Below are 21,632 nucleotides of genomic sequence, written 5' to 3'. Positions count from 1 at the left end.
TGGGCTATCCGTTACCTAAGACCAAATTTACGTTTTTTATCCAGCTCACTTAGTACCACTTGAATGTCATCAGCATCTAATTTGGCAGAATGACGAAGTAGCTGCATCATATCAGGATTTAAGACAAACTTAGCGTGCTGGGCAATCTCATCAATGCGTTCATCAAAATTAATCAAGCCATTTTCATCAATTTGGATATAACCCATACGTTGTAGCGTACCCAAAAAGCCTGTAAATAACGCCTTATCAAACATATCTGGCAAATCATCAGCGTACAGTAGGCTTACTCGTTGACCCAAGACATGACATAAATTAACAACCTGTTCGCTATTTAAACGCCCACTGCCTTGTTCAGATAATAACGTCAATGCCATAAAATAACGTTCAAGGCTTTGCTGGGCAGGACTTGCCAAAACCAAAAGCTGTTGATAAGATTCTGAGTTACTCTCTGGCGTACTCACCACGCCTTCACCCAAATCAACAAGTACTTGCTCACTGATTAATATTTGTACAATTTGACTGACAACCTGAGTAATATTTCTTTGAGCATATTTCAAAAACAATTCGGTTTGTAAAAATGGGTATAAAAGTTTGGTAATACTGTCTAATTTATCTTGATAGATACGTCCATTTCTTTGCACAAGCGATGCAATAAAACTTGCCAAAATAAACACATGCAAAATATTGTTTCTAAAATAACTCAAAAGCGGGGCTTGTTTATCAGCTACTTTAATCATATCACCTAAAATATGCGCTGTACGGTCAATCAGTTTTAATTTTTCACCATACGCCAAAATCTCTGATGGCTTCATATCTGTGATGAATGTATCTTTATCATAAGGTAAAGCCTGAGCGATGCGCTGATACAAACCAATCTGTTCAATACATTGAGCCTGACCAATGGCAGATTTTGGCGTGGATAGTAGCACCAAAGCCAATAAAGACACGGGATTAACAACCGCAGCTTTATTGATATTTTGCATGACTTTTACGCCAATATTTTGAATCATTATTTGAGATTTTTGGATATTTTGAGTGCTGTTATCTTGAGCATGAACCGAAAATTTTTCCATAAATCGGTCAAGCATCAATGGCTCGCCAAATGATAAATGCACTGTGCCAAAAATTCGTTCAATTTTTTTAGCAGTTTTTAATAGACTTAATAAATTTTCGCTTTCTTTGGGCTTGCCTTTTAACTCGCCAACGTAAGTTGCCCCTTCCATAATACGTTCATAACTGATGTAGGTTGGAATAAAAACTACAGGTTTGGCAGGTTCACGTAAATAACTGTTTACAGTCATTGCCAGCATGCCTAGTTTTGGGGGCAAAAGCCGTCCTGAACGTGAGCGACCACCTTCTACAAAATATTCAATTGGCAAAGAACGCTGCATCAAGGTATGAACGTATTCTTTGAATACTGTGCTATACAAAGCATTGCCTTTAAAACTGCGACGCATAAAAAATGCTCCGCCATTTCGTAAAATCTCACCAACAATTGGAATGTTAAGATTCTCGCCTGCTGCCACAAGTGGCATACGCAATCCGCGTTTGTAAATTACATAAGAAAGCAATAAATAATCAATATGACTGCGATGACACGGCACATAAACAATTTGATAATCAGGTGCTAATGTACGCACGCGTTCAAAGTGGCGAACTTCTACGCCATCATAAAGTTTTGTCCATAGCCAAGTTAGAAAATGGTCAAAAAATCGCACCACTGAATGCGAGTAATCACTGGTAATCTCACCAACATAACCTGCTGCTTCTTTTTTAACAACATTGATGGGTTTGCCCGTTTCTTGCGATTCTTTTTCGATGGCGGCTTGTACGGTTGGTGAGGTTAAGATTTTTCCTGTTACATTACGCTTATCTGACAAATCAGGTCCAATGATGCTAGTTCGCTGTTTATCCAAATAACCTTTGAGTCGTATGCTAATTGCCTCAGCTAGATGAGCTTTGGTGATGGGTGTATCGCCTTGATAATTGGCTTTTGCATCTTGTATCAAAACCGATAAATCCTTTGCGGTGGTCATCTGAATCACCGTATCGCGACCCATCACGCCAATATTAAACAGTTGTTTACCAATACCCGGCGTATTCCATTCATCCGCCAGCAATAAATGAAACAGGGAATCTTCCTTGCTAGGTGCTCTGCCCCATAAAATAGTAACTGGCACCAGACGAATTTTTAGCTCTGGATTATCCAAACATGCTCCAACCAAACGTTCAAGTCGTGGTGAAACCACGCCTTCTGAAGTGTTTTTATATTTTAAAAAAATAATGGATGCACTCTCATGCAGTTGGGCGATATTTTGAGTAGCTAAGGCTTGTGGTAGCCCAAGTTCACGAGTTTTAACATCCACCAAAAGCGTATTGGAACGCGAATATTCACGCAGCACATAAAACGTTGGCACGCCATCATCTAATTTGGGCACTTCACCCAACACTTGCGCCTTGACTGCAAGTGCTAATCCCCTTCCTGATAACTGACGATAAAAAGCCAATAATTGAGCATTGGCTGAATGAGAAGGTTCGGTCTTTTTTGCGGTTTTTGTAAAGGGCTTGGTGATTAATTCAGATAGGCTATTTAATTTCATAGGTGGGGTTTGTATCTAAAAATAGGGGCTATTTTAGCATTTTTTTTAGTAAATTTTTTGAAAAAAAATGTCGCAATATTTTACAAATTTTCCAAAATGGTTTTTATGGGGAAAACTTGCAATTTATTGGGCAAATGATAAACTTAAAAAACATTTATTTAATAGCGTTAAAACTTATGCCTAATACTTCCAATCAAATTTTAATCAATGACTTACTTAAAACCTTAGATTTACAACAAACCGCCCCCAATGTTTTTGTTGGTGAGAGTTTTGATTATGTTGGTAAACGTGTTTTTGGTGGACAAGTTCTTGCTCAGGCGCTTATGGCAGGTGCAAAAACTTTAGATACTGACAAACCGTGTCATTCGTTACATGGTTATTTTTTACGCGGTGGTGATATTCGTTATCCTGTAGAATACCAAGTCAGACGGCTTAGAGATGGCAAAAGTCTGTCTGCTCGTGAAATTGTTGCGGTTCAGTATATTGGCGATGATAGAAAAGAACAGGTGATTTTTTCTATGACTGCATCGTTTTCATTTCCAGAAAACGGGTTGGACTACCAAGAAACCATGCCAGACTATCCGCCCGCTGAAAGCCTAAAAAATGAACAAAGTTTAAAAGACGACTATGTTGGCAAAATTCCAGATGCGCTCAAACAGCGTTTTATGCGAAAACGGCATGTGGAAATTCGTCCAGTAAATCCAAGAGACCCTGTGCACCCAAAGCCCACCAAGCCCCATCAAACCAACTGGTTACGCATCCATGAGCTTGCAAACCAGCCGTTGGCAGTTCATCAAGCGCTATTAGCCTTTGCATCAGATTATTATCTAGTGGGCACAGGACTCATGGCTCATGGGGTGAGTTTTTTATCGCCAAACCTTCAAATTGCTAGCATTGACCATAGTATGCATTTTCATCGTTCATTTGATATTGGGCAGTGGCTGCTTTATGACATGTGGTGTGATACTACAAGCCATGCTAAAAGTCTTAATCATGGGCAATTTTGGCAAGATGGTAAATTGGTTGCCACTACCCAACAAGAAGGTTTGATGCGCGTTTTGGAAAATGATTAAATTGACTTAAGTCAAGTTTGATTACAAAATCTAAACAGTGGGCAATTAAATAAAGATTTTGCTCACTTATAATGCTCAAAATATTTTGTTTTTAAGACAACACACGCTATGCTAAAAAAAGTTCCTCTTATCACCCTAAGCACCAGTGCATTTTTTTTAACCGCCTGTTTGCCTGAAGAAACTAAACCCACCACCAAAAGCATTAATAGCGAACAAATCGCCAAACTCATTCCTACTCGCGTTAAAAACCGACCCAGTTGGGCAAAAGACATCAGCGATATTTTTGACACCCTAAAAATCCATAAAGACGTACAAAACGTTTGTACAGTGATTGCTGTTGTCGACCAAGAATCCAATTTTAATGCCGACCCTAGTGTGCCAAATCTTGGTGAAGCGTCCCTAAAAGCCATTGATGAAAAACTAGAAGACAAACTTGGTAAACCTTTAGCAAAAGTTTTTCGTAATATGCTACAAAACGAACCCAGTAAAAATAATAATTTTATCTCTCAAATTAAAAAAGTCAAAACTGAAAAAGAACTTGATGAGCTGTATCAAACCATCTTTGATTATTTTACCAGTACATATAAAGTTTCCAAACTGACTGATGTGGTTAAAATCACAGGCGAGGGTCTAGATGAGCGAGTCAATCCAATTACTACCTTAGGCTCAATGCAGGTGCATATTAATTATGCTAGAAATCACCGACGTGCCAGCATGAGCGACCGAGCATTGCGCAATGATATGTATGGGCAATATGGTGGTCTTTATTATGGAATTCATCGTTTGATGTTGTATAAAGCTGATTATGACAAACCTTTATATCGTTTTGCTGATTACAATTCGGGAATGTATTCAAGTCGCAACGCTGCTTTTCAGCAAAGAGTTGCCGTTTTATCAGGTAAAAAACTTGATATTGATGGCGATTTACTGCTTTATAGTAACGGCGGCGTGTCTGATAAAAAAAGCCAAACAGAACAAGCGCTTATATCCATCTTAAGCACCGGTAAAACCCCAACACCCGACTGGCAAATTCGCAGCGACCTAAAAAAGGAAAAGCGACAGAGCTTTGAAAGTACACAGACTTACCAAAAAATCAATGAATTATACAAAGAAAAAAATAAAGGTAAATACAGTTATGCTATCATGCCGCAAGTTGTGATTTCAGGTCCTAAACTTAGCAAAGATTACAATACTAATTGGTTTGCCACCAACGTGGATAAACGCTATCAGACGTGCATGACAACCGCAAAAAAATTAAAAATTTATTAAAATGAACAGCTTACTCTTTATCAAGATTTTGATTGATTTCCTCAGATGACAAGGTGGGTAATCGGGTAACCAGTAATTGGTCGATTTTGTAGTGGTCAATGTCTACCACTTCAAATTTATAACCTGCGTGCTCCACCCAGTCAGCAGGGCGAGGGATTTTTCGTAAACGATACATGATAAAACCCGCCAAGGTCTCATAATGGTCCCAATCAGGAAATTCATCAATTTCTAAAGCATGTTTAACATCATCAATAGGAGTCAGTCCATCTATCAACCATGAATTTTCGCTGCGTTTAATGATTTGTAAATCTTCAGTTTCTTGAACCACCCAATCGCCCATTACCGTCATCATGACATCAGATAGTGTAATTAGCCCAACAACAAGGGCATATTCATTTACTACAACTGCAATTTTGTCTTTGCTAGCACGAAAACGGTCTAAAAGCTCAGATAAAGTCAATGTATCTGGAATAATAAGAACGTTACGAATGATGGCTTCATTAAGTTGAAATGATGATTTATGATTTAAAATCCGCATCAAAATATCTTTGGTATCTACATAGCCGATCACTTGGTCGATATGCTCATTGCATACCAAAAATTTTGAATATGGATAATCGGCAATTTTTTGACGTATGCTGTCTTCTGGTTCATTCATGGTAAAAAAAACCACATCATCCCGAGCAGTCATTGACGATGGCACTGTACGCTCTTCTAATTCAAAGACATTTTCAATCAAATGCTGCTCTTGCTGCAGCACCACGCCTGCCTCAGCACCAGCCTCCATAATTGCTGACACATCATCAAAAGTAACGCTGTCCTCACGAGTGGTATTAATATTAAAAATACGAAAAGTGGCATTAGCAATCACATTAATAAACCATGCCAATGGCTTAACCAGAGTAATCACCAATAACACAGGATTAATCACAGCCAAAGCGGCTCTTTCAGGATTAATCATTGCAATACGTTTAGGGATTAAATCAGCATATAAAATAAATAGCAAAGTAACTAACACAAATGATGAGAAAAAAGCAATGCTTTCAAGCCATTGTCCTTGATAAAACTGTCCAATGAGTACCGAAAAATAGGGGCGCAAAGCTCCTTCACCAACAGAACCGCCCAGAATAGCTACAGCATTTAAACCAATTTGGCTGGTAGCAAAAAAATCAGCAGAATGAGTCTGTAAGTTTAAAATTTTATTAGCACGCACATCGCCTGATTCAGACAATGATTGAAGTTTAACCCGTCTTGCGCCCGCCAAAGAAATCTCTGCAATGGAAAAAAAACTTGATACCAAAATCAAGATAAGAATTAAAAATAAATTTCGTAGTAAGTCCATGATTATAAATAATAATTTAGATAATATTTATTTTGGCTGACAATCAATAACTTTACCTTTAACGCCTGAGGCATCATCAGTCATTAAATAAATATAGGGTGTAATAATCTCTTCGGGAGTTTTTAACGAGTTGGGGTCTTCACCTGGAAAAGCATGGGCACGCATATTAGTGCGTGTCGCGCCGGGATTAATGGTATTAAAACGCAGTGTAGTATGGTTTTGAGTTTCTTGAGTAAAAATATCACTCATACCCTCTAAACCTTGTTTTGACAGGGCATACGCTCCCCAAAATGCTCTGGGTTTTGCTCCCACACTACTGCTGGTAAAAATTACAGATGCACTTTTTGCCTTCATTAAAAGCCCAAATAACGCCTGAGTCAGCATAAAAGGTGCAGTAAAATTAATTTTCATCACCTCTTCAAAGGTGATTGGGTCATACATTTCTAAAGGTGTTAATGCCCCTAAAATCCCCGCATTGTGTACTATACCATCCAAGTAGCCAAATTCTTTTTGAATCAACAATGACAATTCATTCATTTGAGCAAATGTTGCTTTTGCAAAATCCATTGGCAAAATTGCAGGTGTTGCATAGCCAAGTGCCTCTATTTCGTCGTAAAGCGTTTCCAATTTACTTTGGGTTCTACCCAGTAAAAGTACAGTAGCACCATATTTGGCATAAAAAAGACTGACTGTCCGCCCAATGCCGTCACCTGCTCCAGTAACTAAAATAATTTTATCTTTTAAGCAGTTATCAACAAGTTTGGCAGCACGAATTTGCTCATGAGTCAGCATGAAATTTCCTTAAAATAATGATGACTCATTGTAACATAAGAATGTTTGTGATAAAAATTTTCTAAAAGTCTATGAATTGCAATTTTTTCAGCAATTCATTCATCGCTTTTGCTCGATGGCTAATGGTATTTTTAAGATTTTTATCCAGTTGAGCGGAAGTTTTATTCAATTCAGGAATAAAAAATAATGGGTCATAACCAAAGCCATTTTCCCCCGCTTCTTTATCCAGAATTTTCCCCAACCAACGTCCTTCAGCAATAACGGGTAAAGGGTCATTAGCATGACGCACAAACACCAAGACACAAACGAACTCGCCTTTGACACCATTTGGATAAAAACACTTCAATTCCTGAATAAGTTTGACATTATTTGCTTTATCATCGCCATGTTTGCCAGCAAATCGAGACGAATAAATTCCTGGCATATTATTTAGCGCAGGCACACACAATCCAGAATCATCAGCAATCGCCGGCAGCCCACTTATTTTACTGGCATGGCGAGCTTTAATGATAGCATTTTCTATAAAACTCAATCCATTTTCTACAGCATCATCAATTCCCAATTGTCCTTGGGGAACGATGTACACTGGCAAATTCGCCTTATCAAATAAGTTCTGAAATTCAGTCAATTTTCCTTGATTATTGGATGCTAAAACCCATTTTTGCATAATTTATTCCGCACTCATTGGTAATTTTACTTTTGATAGCCATTTGGGTTGTTACTTTGCCAGCGCCAGGTATCAGCACACATTTGCTCAATATCAAACTGCGCTTGCCAACCAAAGAGTGTTTTAGCCTTTTCACTACTGGCGTAATAAGCGGGCACATCGCCACTTCTGCGGGGTGCAAACACATAAGGAATCTTCTGTCCTGTGATTTTAACAAAGGCATTTACAAGCTCAAGTACTGAGGTGCCTTTACCTGTTCCCAAATTAACTGCCAAAAATCCGGTTGGTTTTTTATTATTTACCAGATATTGAAGCGCAGCCACATGACCTTTTGCCAAATCAACAACATGAATATAATCGCGTACGCCTGTACCATCTATGGTATCGTAATCATTACCAAAGATGGATAATTTCTCCAATCTCCCAACCGCAACCTGACTAATGTAAGGCATTAAATTATTAGGAATGTCACTTGGGTCTTCACCGATTGTACCGGTATGATAGGCACCAATAGGGTTAAAATATCGTAAGGAGATGGCATTAAAATCCAGCTTAGATTTTGCCAAATCTTCCATAATGTATTCCACCATCAGTTTACTTTGCCCATAAGGATTGGTTGCAGAGCGCGTCATATCTTCTATAAAGGGTAATGTTTCTTGATGCCCATACACAGTTGCTGATGATGAAAAAATAAAGTTTTTTACACCTTTTTCATTCATGACTTCTAGTAAATTCAGGGTACCAGCGACATTATTTTGATAATATTTAACTGGCTTGACCACCGACTCACCAACAGCTTTTAATCCTGCAAAGTGAATCACTGCAAAAAATTCATATTTATCAAATGTTTTTTTTAGCTCTGCTTTATCCAACACATCACCGAAAATAAAATCAATGGGTTTTTGAACAATTTCTTCAACTCTTTGGAGGGAAACTAAGCTAGAATTGGACAAATTATCGTAAACCACAGGAGAAAAACCCGCACCAATCAACTCAATCAATGTGTGTGAACCAATATAACCTGCCCCACCTGTTACCAGAATTTTTTTCATAATTAACAATCTTATATATGATTAACTTCTATTTTTTTGCTCACCAATCCCAAAATAATCACCCTGATAATCACGGATATCTTCTTGAGATAAAATATTTTTAGCGTCAAAAATTGGCAATCTGATTTGATTTAACTGATGAATATCTGGTTTTAATACAAGAGACCAATTAATAATAAATAGCGCATCTACTTCCTTTAGTTTTTGGTATGGATGATCAATGATAGTAAATAAATCATTATCTCCATACATATCCTCTAATTCACTGGTGGTATTATTGCTATAAATATAAGTATTAATATTATAGGACCATAGCAATTTCAACAAAGGATGTATGGCAGAATTTGCAGTAATTCCTGCCTCATTTCTATAACCTGCCCCCCAAATCACCACCGTTTTATTATCAATAAAACCATGAAAATATTGCCAAAATTTACGAAAAATTAGTTCCTTTTGATCTTCATTAATATTAATAATGGATTCAATAAGCGCCGTCTCTACTTTATTTTCTTTAAATTTTTCTTTTAAATTTACAAGCTCTTTTGGCAGTGAACGCCCTCCAAAGCCCCATCCTGCTGACAAATAAGCCTTGCCAATACGTTTATCTTTGCGAAGAATATTTTCAATTTCTTTAATGCTAATTTGCTCGCTATCAGCAAGACGCGCCAACTCATTAATAAAAGAAAGTCTCGCCCCAAGCATGCCTATAATACTACTTCTAGCAAATTCAGCAGTTTTAATATCGGTTAAATGGATTTTATAAGCATGATTTATAAAAAACATCAATATCTGGCAATACAAATGACTATTTTTAGTTTTTTCACCAATCAGGACTAAGTCGGGACTAAATAATGAATTAAAATTTGCCCCATCCTTCATAAATATAAATGGTAAATAATATACCCAAGATGAATGAATGTTTTTAGCAATTTTATCTATGTTGCCAATATCATCCATTCCACTAAAAATAATCTGACTGTGAGGGTTTTGACAATATTGACAAAGTTTTTCCAAATCATCTGGACTTAACTCATCAGTAAACACCCAAAAAATAGCGTCTTGATTTAAATAATCTTCAGTAAAAAAACTATTTTTATCATACCATAAATTTATTTTTTGTTGAGATACATATAAATGCCACAATACATCCATTTGTCTGTCAAATTGATAATGGCGTAATGTGTTATTTATATTTTTTTGACTAGCAATCAGCGTAACTGGCATATCTAAACTAGCTAATAAGATTGCCGAATTCATTGCTTCATGGCTTGCACCAATAATATAGGTATTTTTTTTATATAAATTCATCAAAATCCCCCTAACTCGTTAATAAATTGTGATTTTGATGGGTCTTAATTAATGTTAATAATTGATTGGTTGAAGCATCATAATCATAGACAGCATCTTTATTTAATAAATCCGCATACACATTATTTGCCATCACCTTACCAATTTCAACACCCCATTGGTCAAATGGATTAATTTGCCAAATCACACTCATTACATAAACTTTATGCTCATACAAAGCAATCAATGAACCCAAAGTTTTAGGTGTTAAACTCTTTAACAAGAGAGTAGTTGATGGCTGGTTACCTCGATAATGCTTAAAAACTTCCTGTTTATCACTGGTTTGATTTTTTAAAGCATAATTGCCAAATGCCAAAACTTGACTTTGCGCCAAACAATTTGCCAATGCTAATTTATGTTGGTTGATTAAAAATGGGTTGGGCTGCTGCTTATCATGATAACGATTAATTGGCGCAATAAAATCACAAGAAACCTCACGCGTGCCTTGATGCAATAGCTGATAAAAAGCATGCTGCGCATTTGAACCAATATCTCCCCACAAAATTGGACATGTTTCATAGTCCACCGCTTGCCCTTGGCGATTTACAGATTTACCATTTGACTCCATTTCAAGCTGGGTTAAATAATTGGGGAAATAAGATAATCTACCATCATAAGGCAATACGGTATGGGCGTTAATATTTAAAAATGTACTATTCCAAACTCCGATAAGCCCAAGCAATACAGGTAAATTTTGCCGAAAATCGGTCTTAGCAAAATGCTTATCCATCTCGTGTGCCCCAAGAAGCAGCTGATGAAACTGGGGCATGCCAATTTTAATCGCGATGGCAAGCCCAATTGCCGACCACATACTAAAGCGACCACCTACCCAGTCCCAAAGCAGGAGCTGGTTTTCAGGATGAATTCCCCAATCGCTCATTTTGTCAGGTTTGGTAGAAATACCAATAAAATGACGACGCAAAATACTTTGCGTGTTGTGATGAACAGATTTTAGCCACTCTAGAGCGGTTTTGGCATTTGATAATGTATCAATTGTACCAAAAGATTTAGATGAAATGATAAATAAGGTACTTTCAGGATTTAACACACTTAAAAGCTGATGAATCTGGGTACCATCCATATTGGACACAAAATGAACACAAATATTGGTTTTCGACCACTCATCAAGCGCAAATGTTGCCATCAAAGGTCCTAAATCTGAACCTCCAACGCCAATATTTACCACATCAGTAATTGCTTTACCGCTAAAACCTCGCCAAATACCAACCCGAATACGCTCGCTGATTGTAGCAACTTTATCCAAACTTTCTTGAATGGCACAATTAACATTAAAACCATCCACAAAAAGCGTTTCATCCCTAGGCAGACGTAAAGCTGTATGTAGTGCTGGACGATTTTCGGTATCGTTTATTTTTTCACCAGATAATAGAGCGTGTATTTTTTGATTAAGCTGTTTTTGTTGAGCAAGCTTCAAGAGATTGTTTAAAATTTCATCATCAATCAACTGCTTACTAAAATCCATGACCATATCACATGCCGATACAATATAACGTTCAGCGCGAGTTTTATCAGTGAATAACTGTTCTAAGTTTGGTTTTGATAAAGCAAGTTCTTCCAAACGCTCCCAAGCAGCCATTGCATCACCTATAAGCTTATCTGTTGGTTGGCAAAATGCATAAAAGCTTTGATGTAACTTTGCATATCGCCTGCATCAAAACTATTACCAGTCATGGTAACCACATCTACGCCTTGACTGCCAATCAAAGCATCAATAGCATCAGTCAGCTGAATTTCACCGCCCACACTTGGAGCTGTTTTCTCCAAATAATCAAAAATTGCATTATCAAAAACATAACGACCAACAACCGCTAAATTTGATGGGGCTACATTTGGACTCGGCTTTTCTACAAAACCTTTAACTGCAAATGTTTTATTGGTATCTGATTTGACAATATTTTGCTGATTTTCCAATTCAGCAATGCCATATTTATCAATATCTTCCACCGCAACGGGGTCCACTAAAATTTGACTACGTTTTGTTTTGGCATATTGTTCCAGCATAAAGGTTAGATTTTTGGTAGCATATTGACCAGCAAACGGATCAAGTACCACATCAGGAAGTAAAACCGCAAAAGGATTATCGCCAATTACTGCATGCCCTTGCAGGACTGCATGACCTAACCCCAATGGCCTGCCCTGCCTAACACTAATAATTTTGACATCTTTAGGCAAAAAATCCAAACTATCTGCTAGTTTATTTTTACCTTTACTGCGAAGCTGGGTATCAAGTTCACTGTTTGTATCAAAATAATTTTCAATAGCTTGTTTTTGGGCATGATTAACCAATACAATATTTTTAATACCAGCAGCAATCGCCTCTTCAATAACATATTGAATCGCAGGCTTATTACCCAATGGTAAAAGTTCCTTTGGAACAGCTTTTGATAAAGGCAACATGCGAGTACCAAAACCTGCAGTAGGAATGATGGCGTGGGTAGGAAATTTCATTATATGCACTCCAAATTAATCATAATAACTATTTAAAAAAACAAGCAATTTATTATTATAGTCAGCTAATTGATTGGGATTTTCGGTGTTAAAATCATTAGCACAGAATGAATGTGGGCAAATCTTTTTTTCTTTTAATTCCAAAAGTTGTCTATAGTAGCTAACTGCACTTGGAGAACGAATATTAAAATAATAACAGACATCAATTCTTTCAGTGGATTTGGCCTCGCAATACATTAACCATGGGACCAAGAAGGTTGCCATATTGATGTCATTATTGCTACGAAATTTATTGGATAAATAACTTTCAATTTCTTTCTTATACAATTGCCATGCTTTCTCATAAGCTGATTTTTTAAGTGGGTAATAAGTGTGAATTAATGTGTTGTTTATACTGATTTGATAGTGATTTTTTAGTAAGTTAATTGAATTAAAACAAGCATGTAATGTTGCTGTGTTTATTTTCTTATTTTTCATATCTTGCAAATTTTTTGCCGAGATAAATAATGAGGCTAAATTATTGGCACTAAAAAAATGTTTTTTCTCTAGAGATTTTGCAACAAATACATCATCATTAAAATAGATAAAATTTTCTGATAAGTTTGGTATTTTATATAAAAATGATTCTATTACATGGGAATTAAAAGTTGGTAAATATTTTTTATCAATTATGTCTGAGTGATTTATTAAAAATATGTCAGAGAACTCATGCAGCCAAAGAGGTATCTGCTCATCAGTAACAATATAGATATTTCTGACCCATGGCAAGAACTTTTTAACTGATTTAATAGAATAATATAATTCATTATGGTTACTAAATCGAGCTATGTCAGTTGCAAATGCTCCAATATTATTCTGTTTATCTTGATTTTTATAATATTTATACTTTTCCTGCCATTGATTATCTGTATTATCTACCCACGTGTATACCACATCAACTGCCATATCATCGCCTACAGTAACATAATCAGATTCTATATATGATGATAAGGCTAGTTCATAAACTTCATCTATTTTCAATTCAGTATAAGATTGTGGATAATACTTATTCAAATAATCTCGAGAAAAGATGATAGGATTTTTAATAAATTTTTTAGTTTTTTGCTTATATTTTTTTAAATTAATTTTCATTATTATCTTCCAATTAAAAAACAAACCTAATGTCTTAAAAGTATGCGTATGATTATCTTTATGATTCATTTAATCTTAAATCATTGCACATTAATATTATTCAATTAATTTTTTAATTATAAAAAAACATCTATCACCTATCACACGCTTTCCCCATTATAAAATATAATAACAAAAAAATCTACAACGTAGAATAGCTATTTTTCATCTACTATGTAGATTGGGCGCAAAATAACTATGATATTATTTGAAATTATGATAAAATTACCAATTTCATCCTATCAGTATTTCAGTATTTAATACAAGGTTATATCATGACTATCTCTAATGAAGTTTTGGCGTTAATTTCACAAGTTGCACAAAAACAAGTGTCAGCAAATGAAGAATTGTTGTCTACAGGACTTATTGATTCTGTGAGCGCAATGGATTTGGTTATGGCCATCAAACAAAAATTTGATGTTGATTTGCCGTTTGAGCAACTGGTTGATATTTTGGCAAACTCAGCCAATATCATTCAATATGTTGAAAATAATTACAAAGGCTAAATCATGAAACAATTAAATGAATTCCAAAATCTTGATGATTTTTTGGAATACCGTTTCAGCCAAACTTCGGGAAAAGCGTTAGTTAATGATACTCAGGAATGTTCTTGGGAAGAGTTGCGCGTAAAAATAGCCGCATTTATCGAGGCTTACAAAAGCATAGCAGCTATTACTAAAAACATTCCTTTGGTGTTGCACGGCCATAAAGAAATTGATTTTGCAGTGGCAATTTATGCCTGCTTATTAAACAAAATCCCTTTTATTCCGGTGGATAGTATTTATCCTGAAAGCCGTCTGAACAATATCTGCCAACTGTCGAAAGCACGCTTTGTATACCGTTCGGCAACGCAAACTTTTGAAAAGCAGACTGACGAAGAAGTAGAGCTGGCTGAAAAAGATTTGGCTTACATCATGTTTACTTCAGGAACAACCGGCGCACCTAAGGGTGTGCAAATCGGTCGTGAAGCCGTGTTTAACCTGATGAAATGGATGAAAGAGCAGCTTAATTTAGCCGCACCTAATGTATTCATGAATCAGGCTCCGTTTGCGTTTGATTTGTCAATGTACGAAATCTTTGGCAACTTGGCTTACGGTGGTTGCATTGTCATGAACAGTCGTGACGCTATTTCTAATCCTGCCACCTGGATTGATTTTTTGGCCAAACAACAAATTACTACTTGGGTTTCCACGCCTTCTTTTGCCATGCAGCAGCTGCTTAACCCTAAATGCAGTCAGGCTACTTTACCGAGTTTGAAAGAATTTTTGTTCTGTGGCGAAAAACTTGGCAAACCAGTAGTAAATATGATTTTTCAAAAATTTCCCGGTGTCCGCGTTATCAATACCTATGGTCCGACTGAAGCTACTGTAGCAACAACTTACGTTGATATTACACCTGATATGCTGGCGGCAGAAGAAGAGTTGCCTGTAGGCGTTGCCGTGCTTAATTCCAAATTAGAGATTGTTGACGAAGAGATTTGGATTAGCGGTAATCATGTGATGCGTGGCTATCTGAACAACGAAACTGAAAATGCTAAACGCTTGGTAGTACACAGTGCAGATAACCGCACTTATAAAACAGGTGACTACGGTTTTGAAAGAAATGGATTGTTCTATGTACAAGGCCGTAAAGACGAGCAGATTAAGCTCAATGGCTACCGTATCGAACTTTCAGAAATTGAAGAAAAAATCCTTAACCTTAAGGAATTTGCCTTTGATAATGTGGCAGTAGTGGCGTTGAAGCGCAACACAGGCGCAGTATTGCGTTTGGTGTGTTTCTATACAGCCAAGCAAAGTGCAGATACTCAGGCGATCAAAGACGCATTAGTACAAAATTTACCGTCTTACATGATGCCGTCTGAATTTATTCACATTGATGAAATTCCAGTCAGCACCAACCACAAAACCGACAAAAAAGCATTGTTGGAAAAATATCAACAGGGTTTATAAAATGGATTTATATAAAATTCAGCAAAACATCTTACGAAAAGCCAAGATTGATTCTCAAAAGGTTTCTGCTTGGATTTATGATAATCAAAGTATAGTGTTTGATTTTCTGTTGAACGACTATTTTGTCAGTGTCAGCTATTCAACATTAGGTCAAACCTTTAACTTTATTGAGCGTAATAAGAGCAAGGTTTCTCAAATTTCTGGTTTTCCAAAATTTTTGAAACATATTTCAGAAGTCTATGAAAGTTACCCACAATCGGTTAACCAAGAAAAGACAACATTGTCTTTTAAATTTGCTGAAGCCGATTGGGCAAAAATTGAGGATAAATTTAGTGAGATTTTAGAAGTTACTTCCATCTATCTTGGCAGCGAACTGTGCTACATCCTGAATGTTGAAAAAAATAAAGGCATTAATTTAGCCGAGTATTTGGATGAGCCGGAAGTTCAATACATTGGTGTTAAAGGCGACAGTAATGAGTTTTTCCTAAGCTATGCTCGGAATCATGGTCTAAGTGATTATGTTTATGAGCTAAATAATAGAGGCTTTTTAGCTGTTGAACACAAAATGGGTGTAAGTGTGTTCCGCCGTGTGAACAAGCACAGTTATAAAGATCTTTTGGCTTATTTCCCAGACTCTTTCCATGAGTTGGAAAATGTCATTTATACTGTTGAAGCACCGAAAGTATTGAGTGCCAACAAGAAAAACCTATTGGTGTTGTTCTCTTATACCAATAAGAGTAATGAGAATATGGTTGACCGTTATTATAGCCACCCATTTCCATTTATCAGCAACAGCATTATGCCAAATACTTATATCATCCGTATGGCTGATGTATCAGACGCGTTTGGTAGTCATGGGTTGAATACAAAGTTTGATGAAAATATTGAAGACAATATCCAGCGTTTCATTAAGAGCCTGATGAGTATTTATGGCATAGATAAGAAAAACGTAGTCATTTGCGGTGCATCATCAGGCGGTACAGGGGCGGTATATCACGGCTTAATTGGTGGGTACAAAACCTTTGCAATCGACCCATTTTTGGGCAACCATAAATACTATGGTGGCAAAGATCCTTTGTATCTGCACTCTATCCGTACGCCGATTTTGGAGACTTTCAAAAAGCTACCAGATGTAATTGATCATAACCTTGAAAATCAAGTGGTCATTTCATCGGCTAAGGTATCAGAGTTTTATCCGGATATTAAAGAGCTGAAAGAAGCATTGCCTACAGTTGTATTATGTGAGTTTGACTTTGAAAAAATTCAAAAGCACATAGATTTTTCAGGAAATACAGTATTCTTGTCCAATACCATTATCAATAATTTGCTGTTGGACATCCATATCACTGATTCGGACATTAATCTGAATTAAAATATAAATTAGATATATGGTAGTTTGATTAGTGTATTAACAATAAAGGTCGTCTGAAAACATAAAAGTTTTCAGACGACCTTTTTTAAGATAAGACAGAGATTACTCTAAACAAGCCAATTGTTTTTTCAGACACTCAGCCTGTAATGCCTTGTCACCTTTAGCTTCGGCTATTTCAGCTGCCAGTTTCCAATATGCTGCTGTGTCTTGTAGAGAGAGACTGTCAAAATAACGTTGTGCTGCCTGATGGTTTTTCAGACGGCATAAAGCAGTTGTATAAAGATACATCGTTTCAGGTGAGGCTTGTGCAAAATCAGCCAATATTTTGGTGACAGACTCCCAATCTTGGTTTTGGGCAAGTTTTTCAGCTTCATACAAGGCTAAAGACGGATTCTCAGGATATTTTTGGCGCAGTTGAGCCAATAGATATCCTTCGCCGTCAGTGTTGCCGGTAGCGTACATTTTTTTCAGATAATCGACTGTTAAATCTTCAGGAATTAAGAGCAGATTTTCTTCAAAGGCACGGTTAAGCTGGGTAAATAGTTTTTCAGAATCACCACGTAATTTTGCAAGTCTTGCAATAGCGATACGGCAACTTGGATCATTTTGAGTATGGTTTTCAAAAGCAACCAAAAACTGATGCGCGCCTTGTAAGTTACCAAGTTTCATACAGAGGTAAGAAGCCAATAGCTCGGGTTTGAGATAGCCTTTTTTGCGATCGTCCAAGCTATCAATATACGTTTTCAGTAAAGCCAATGCTACAAAATAATTTTGCTCCGATAGCTTTTGTGCTACGGCTAACAAAGGTTGATATGAGTCGGGTAAGTCTGTACCTATCCGGGCAAACAGTTTTTCAGACGGCCTTTTTGCTTGATGAAACAAGGCTGCAAGTAATGCTACAAGTAAATCATTTTGCGTTCCTATATGCTCGTTTTCAGCAAAAAATTCCGCCCCTTTGACAGCATTACCGATATATAAGTCCATTTTCGCATGCCAGTAACCTGCGATATCAGGATAATCAGGTAACAGATTTTGCAATGTATTAAACTGTTTGCTTTCAAATAAAGCGTTCAGATAACGATGGCGATAATCAGCTGTTTCTTCCGTATCCAGACGCCCTGTATCTAGCAGAACTTGGATACGTCTTGCTGCTAAGTCCCATGCATGAATACTTTCCGATCTGTTAATCATATTTTTTAATAAAGATAAACGATCTTCATCAATTACGCGAGTTGGTTCCTGTAAAGACATAACTACATCATAAATACGCTTACAATTTTTTCCATCACGATTAGGGTATAAGTTCTTAAGACGGGTTTTATATGACTCATAGATTCTTCTATGATTCATAACAAATTTTTGTAAGTTATCTAATAATTCTTGGAGACTATATGCGATAGGACCAAAACCATCTCTTTTATAATCAAAATACCCTTTATTAGAGGTATGATTACCTGAAAAAAATGTATCTGCATCAAATTGGTAATATAAAGTACCACGTTCTAAAAAAGCCATATCGAATGTAATAGAAGAGTAATCAGTTATTAAAAGACAAGATCGAGCTAAATAATCCTGAATAGAAAAATCTTCCGCATTAATTGGGCTTTCTATATAGTCAGGTAAGTTAAACAAAGGCAGATAGTCAGTAATATTAGGATGAGGAATAAATGTTAATGTATATCCATACTCATCTAAAATTCTTTTAACCTCATGGCTATGTAGGAACTCATACCAGTGTTTAAAATAATCTGTATTTTTAAAATCGGGATTTAATTCACGGGTTACTTTTCCCGACTTTAGTGGGCCAACTACATGATTTCTCCATGTAGGTATAATTACAATATTTTTTGAAGATTTATATTTTTTAGCTTTACGCATTAACATATCATGTCTTGCTAAACCAGTTAGTTTAACTTCATATGAGTATTTATAAGGACTTTTTTCTCCTCCGATAAAATTGTATTCAGGGATTGTAGACGTACAAAATATATCTATTTTAGGAACATTATTCAGCCATTCTGATAGATCATGCATAATCACCCCATGTTGAAGAAATACAAATTTCTTATCTTTCAATGTATCACGACCAAAATATTCTGTAAAATATTTATCGCAATGTGAGCTGAAAATTACAGATGCCTCTTTATATATTCTCTTGAATAAAGGTGAGTTAAATTCTAAGAGATTAAAATTACTCTTTTTTAATCTAGTCCAATCTATTGAATCTTTATTCAATACAAAATATATTGGTTGGTTTGGATGTTTTTTAGCTATATACCTATATAAATGTTCCGCATTATCATCAGCCTTGGTTTCCTTATCAATAAAAATCCAAGGTTTTTCAGTAATAGAAATAGGATTGTTCTTGGTGGTTGTATTTAATAAAAAATTACCAGTATATTCTTGTTTATTATATACTATTTTAACTGTAGATTTTGATTTTATTTCTAAAGTAGTACTGAATTCATCAATAAGAAGCCATATACGATATTCATTTATAAAAGTTTTATCTAGAAAAGAATAGCCTTTTTCTTTTCTAAATGCAGGAATAGAATATTTTCCATTTATGTAATATTCCATACTCACATCATCTTTTGCATAAAAACATATTTCTATCAAGTTATTCGAATAGTCAATTTTATTAACATATACCATTTTAAAATTAACTTCTTCATTTTTGAAAAGATTTATCATGCCTGATTTATAAAAAAAGCTACATCCATGCAGATGAAACTGCATAATTGTCTGCTTATCTATATAGTTAAAGCATTTGTAGAATAATCGTAGAAATTCCTCTTTTTCATAATTAGTCAAGAAACTGACGGCCTGTTCATTTTTTATAAGTAATTTAATATACTGAATAGCAAAATATAAAAAAGTAAATTGGATGTTTAATGGTACATTGTTATACTTTTTCATATAATTTTCAAACACAACAAGATAGCCATATTTAAAAACATCTATGTATTTTTCTTTCTTTTGCCATTGAGTATTAGTTGTTGAGCTTCCATCTTCACGTGTTCTATAAAAATAATATACTGTATCCAAGAAATATATATATTCATTTGTTTGTGCTAAAAAATAATCAGCTACAAATTTCCCATCTTCAAAAGAAGGTTTAATTTTTTCATCAAAACATAATCCATTATTTTGGATTACTTTGGTTTTAAAGAGAGCGGTACAGACGGATAATTGTATTTTATTTTTTAGATCACTAATTCTAATTTTTTTAATATTATCTTTAAAGCAATATGATAGGGGAGCTGTGTCATAAGAATAGCTCCTTGTATTTTCTTTATAAACAGCTATAGGGACAGAAATTAATGTAACTTCTTTCTCTAGATGCAAGACCTTATCTATTTCCCAAAAATAATTAGGAGAAACAAAATCATCTGGATCTATGAATGTTACCCATTCGGTTTCAACATGTTGCAAACCTAGATTGCGTGCCGAGGCCTGGCCGCCATTTTCTTTGTAAAAATAATGGATATTTTGGGGAAATTTGGCTTGCCATCGTTTGATGATTTCTGCCGAATGATCGGTTGATCCATCATCTACTAGAATGATTTGAATGTGTTTTTTGAAATTCAAGCTTTGTTTGACGATACTGTCAAAGTATTCATCAAGGTATTTTTCGACGTTATAAACGGCCGAAACGATTGTAAATTGATTATTACCTTCGTATTTTAAGGGAAGGTATTTTTTTATCTGCTCTTTACGTTTATAATAGGAATCCTTAAAAAAAGCTTCTGGATCTCTTTTAAGTTTGTTTAAACGTCTTTGGAGGGTTATTTTATCCCTAACTGGCAATTTTTCAACTAATTTCTTTTCAATATCATCTAACAACTTCATAAGTTCCCTTAATGCTCGATGCCAAGTTACCTAGAGCATCTTATACACCTCAAAAGCCTCATCCATATTCTCATAAACAGTCATTTCACCTGCTTTTAAAATAGCAGCCTTATCACAATACTGTTTAACAATATTTAGCTCATGGGATACCAAAATCATGGATTTATGAGCCCGTTTTTCAAATAATTCTATTTGGCATTTTTGTTTAAAACTGGCATCGCCCACAGAAATCACTTCATCAATCAAATAACAATCAAAATCTACTGCCATAGAAATCGCAAAAGCAAGTCTTGCTTTCATACCTGATGAATAAACCTTTACAGGTTCATACAAATATTTACCAAGCTCAGCAAAAGACTCTACCATCATCATTGCTTCATGATAATCTTTATTATAGATGCGACACACGAAACGTACATTATCCACACCTGTTAGACTGCCTTGAAATGCCCCACTAAACGCCAAAGGCCAAGATATGCTCATATTTTTGGTTATCTTGCCTGATGTTGGTTTTTCTGCGCCACCTAAAACCCGAACCAATGTTGACTTACCTGCACCATTTCGTCCAAGTATGCCAATTTTTTCACCCTTTTGTAAGGTAAAATTAATATCCTTAAGAACCTCTCTTTTGCCCTTACCAAAAGGATATGCTTTAGTCACATGCTCTAGCCGTATCAT

16 protein-coding genes are annotated in these 21,632 nt (G+C 35.7%); 5 read left to right on the top strand and 11 right to left on the bottom strand.

Going from position 1 to position 21,632, the window contains the following annotated elements; all coding sequences use genetic code 11:
- Positions 1-11: 11 nt before the first annotated feature.
- Positions 12-2,600, bottom strand: coding sequence for a glycerol-3-phosphate 1-O-acyltransferase PlsB (gene plsB, locus ACZBKJ_RS04635; RefSeq protein WP_463199762.1), 2,589 nt, complete (start codon positions 2,598-2,600; stop codon positions 12-14).
- Positions 2,601-2,776: 176 nt separating this feature from the next.
- On the opposite strand from plsB, the gene ACZBKJ_RS04630 reads away from it, so the two are divergent.
- Together ACZBKJ_RS04630 and ACZBKJ_RS04625 are read left to right on the top strand one after the other, a co-directional pair.
- A complete protein-coding gene (locus tag ACZBKJ_RS04630) occupies positions 2,777-3,673 on the top strand; it encodes an acyl-CoA thioesterase (protein WP_463199761.1) in 897 nt (298 codons plus the stop codon).
- Between the two features lie 108 nt (positions 3,674-3,781).
- Positions 3,782-4,942 (top strand): DUF1615 family protein, encoded by a 1,161-nt coding sequence (locus tag ACZBKJ_RS04625; RefSeq protein ID WP_463199760.1) that lies wholly within the window; start codon positions 3,782-3,784, stop codon positions 4,940-4,942.
- 10 nt (positions 4,943-4,952) lie between these two features.
- Here the strand turns inward: ACZBKJ_RS04625 and paeA are convergent, their stop codons facing one another.
- The 8 genes from paeA to ACZBKJ_RS04585 form a co-directional block, all read right to left on the bottom strand.
- Positions 4,953-6,284, bottom strand: a complete 1,332-nt coding sequence (gene paeA, locus ACZBKJ_RS04620; RefSeq protein ID WP_463199759.1) for a polyamine export protein PaeA — start codon at positions 6,282-6,284, stop codon at positions 4,953-4,955.
- A gap of 27 nt (positions 6,285-6,311) precedes the next feature.
- Entirely contained in the window at positions 6,312-7,076 is a 765-nt protein-coding gene (locus ACZBKJ_RS04615) for a YciK family oxidoreductase (protein ID WP_463199758.1), read from the bottom strand.
- A 61-nt stretch (positions 7,077-7,137) separates the two neighbouring features.
- Positions 7,138-7,743, bottom strand: coding sequence for an RdgB/HAM1 family non-canonical purine NTP pyrophosphatase (rdgB, locus tag ACZBKJ_RS04610; RefSeq protein ID WP_463199757.1), 606 nt, complete (start codon positions 7,741-7,743; stop codon positions 7,138-7,140).
- Between the two features lie 26 nt (positions 7,744-7,769).
- Positions 7,770-8,795, bottom strand: coding sequence for a UDP-glucose 4-epimerase GalE (gene galE, locus ACZBKJ_RS04605; protein WP_463199756.1), 1,026 nt, complete (start codon positions 8,793-8,795; stop codon positions 7,770-7,772).
- Between the two features lie 21 nt (positions 8,796-8,816).
- Positions 8,817-10,103 (bottom strand): UDP-glucose 6-dehydrogenase, encoded by a 1,287-nt coding sequence (locus ACZBKJ_RS04600; RefSeq protein ID WP_463199755.1) that lies wholly within the window; start codon positions 10,101-10,103, stop codon positions 8,817-8,819.
- A gap of 10 nt (positions 10,104-10,113) precedes the next feature.
- Complete coding sequence (gene pgi, locus ACZBKJ_RS04595; protein WP_463199754.1) at positions 10,114-11,739, bottom strand: glucose-6-phosphate isomerase; 1,626 nt, start codon at positions 11,737-11,739, stop codon at positions 10,114-10,116.
- A gap of 8 nt (positions 11,740-11,747) precedes the next feature.
- Positions 11,748-12,611 carry a UTP--glucose-1-phosphate uridylyltransferase gene (locus tag ACZBKJ_RS04590; RefSeq protein WP_463199753.1) on the bottom strand — a complete coding sequence of 288 codons (864 nt, stop codon included), beginning with the start codon at positions 12,609-12,611 and terminating at the stop codon, positions 11,748-11,750.
- Between the two features lie 15 nt (positions 12,612-12,626).
- Positions 12,627-13,742, bottom strand: coding sequence for a Stealth CR1 domain-containing protein (locus tag ACZBKJ_RS04585; RefSeq protein ID WP_463199752.1), 1,116 nt, complete (start codon positions 13,740-13,742; stop codon positions 12,627-12,629).
- Positions 13,743-14,056: 314 nt separating this feature from the next.
- Here ACZBKJ_RS04585 and ACZBKJ_RS04580 point away from each other — a divergent pair, with 314 nt between their 5' ends.
- Genes ACZBKJ_RS04580 through ACZBKJ_RS04570 form a run of 3 tightly spaced genes read left to right on the top strand, consistent with a single transcriptional unit; the run spans position 14,057 to position 17,102 of the window.
- Complete coding sequence (locus ACZBKJ_RS04580) at positions 14,057-14,287, top strand: acyl carrier protein (protein WP_463199751.1); 231 nt, start codon at positions 14,057-14,059, stop codon at positions 14,285-14,287.
- Positions 14,288-14,290: 3 nt separating this feature from the next.
- Positions 14,291-15,730 carry an AMP-binding protein gene (locus tag ACZBKJ_RS04575; protein WP_463199750.1) on the top strand — a complete coding sequence of 480 codons (1,440 nt, stop codon included), beginning with the start codon at positions 14,291-14,293 and terminating at the stop codon, positions 15,728-15,730.
- A 1-nt stretch (position 15,731) separates the two neighbouring features.
- A complete protein-coding gene (locus ACZBKJ_RS04570; RefSeq protein ID WP_463199749.1) occupies positions 15,732-17,102 on the top strand; it encodes an XcbB/CpsF family capsular polysaccharide biosynthesis protein in 1,371 nt (456 codons plus the stop codon).
- 102 nt (positions 17,103-17,204) lie between these two features.
- Here the strand turns inward: ACZBKJ_RS04570 and ACZBKJ_RS04565 are convergent, their stop codons facing one another.
- Both ACZBKJ_RS04565 and ACZBKJ_RS04560 read right to left on the bottom strand, forming a co-directional pair.
- Positions 17,205-20,954, bottom strand: a complete 3,750-nt coding sequence (locus tag ACZBKJ_RS04565) for a CDP-glycerol glycerophosphotransferase family protein (protein ID WP_463199748.1) — start codon at positions 20,952-20,954, stop codon at positions 17,205-17,207.
- A gap of 30 nt (positions 20,955-20,984) precedes the next feature.
- Positions 20,985-21,632 carry an ABC transporter ATP-binding protein gene (locus ACZBKJ_RS04560; protein ID WP_463199747.1) on the bottom strand — a complete coding sequence of 216 codons (648 nt, stop codon included), beginning with the start codon at positions 21,630-21,632 and terminating at the stop codon, positions 20,985-20,987.

The organism is Moraxella sp. I5G, from assembly GCF_055193055.1.
Note: the sequence above shows the minus strand (reverse complement) of the source record. Positions and strands in the feature narration are given on the sequence as shown.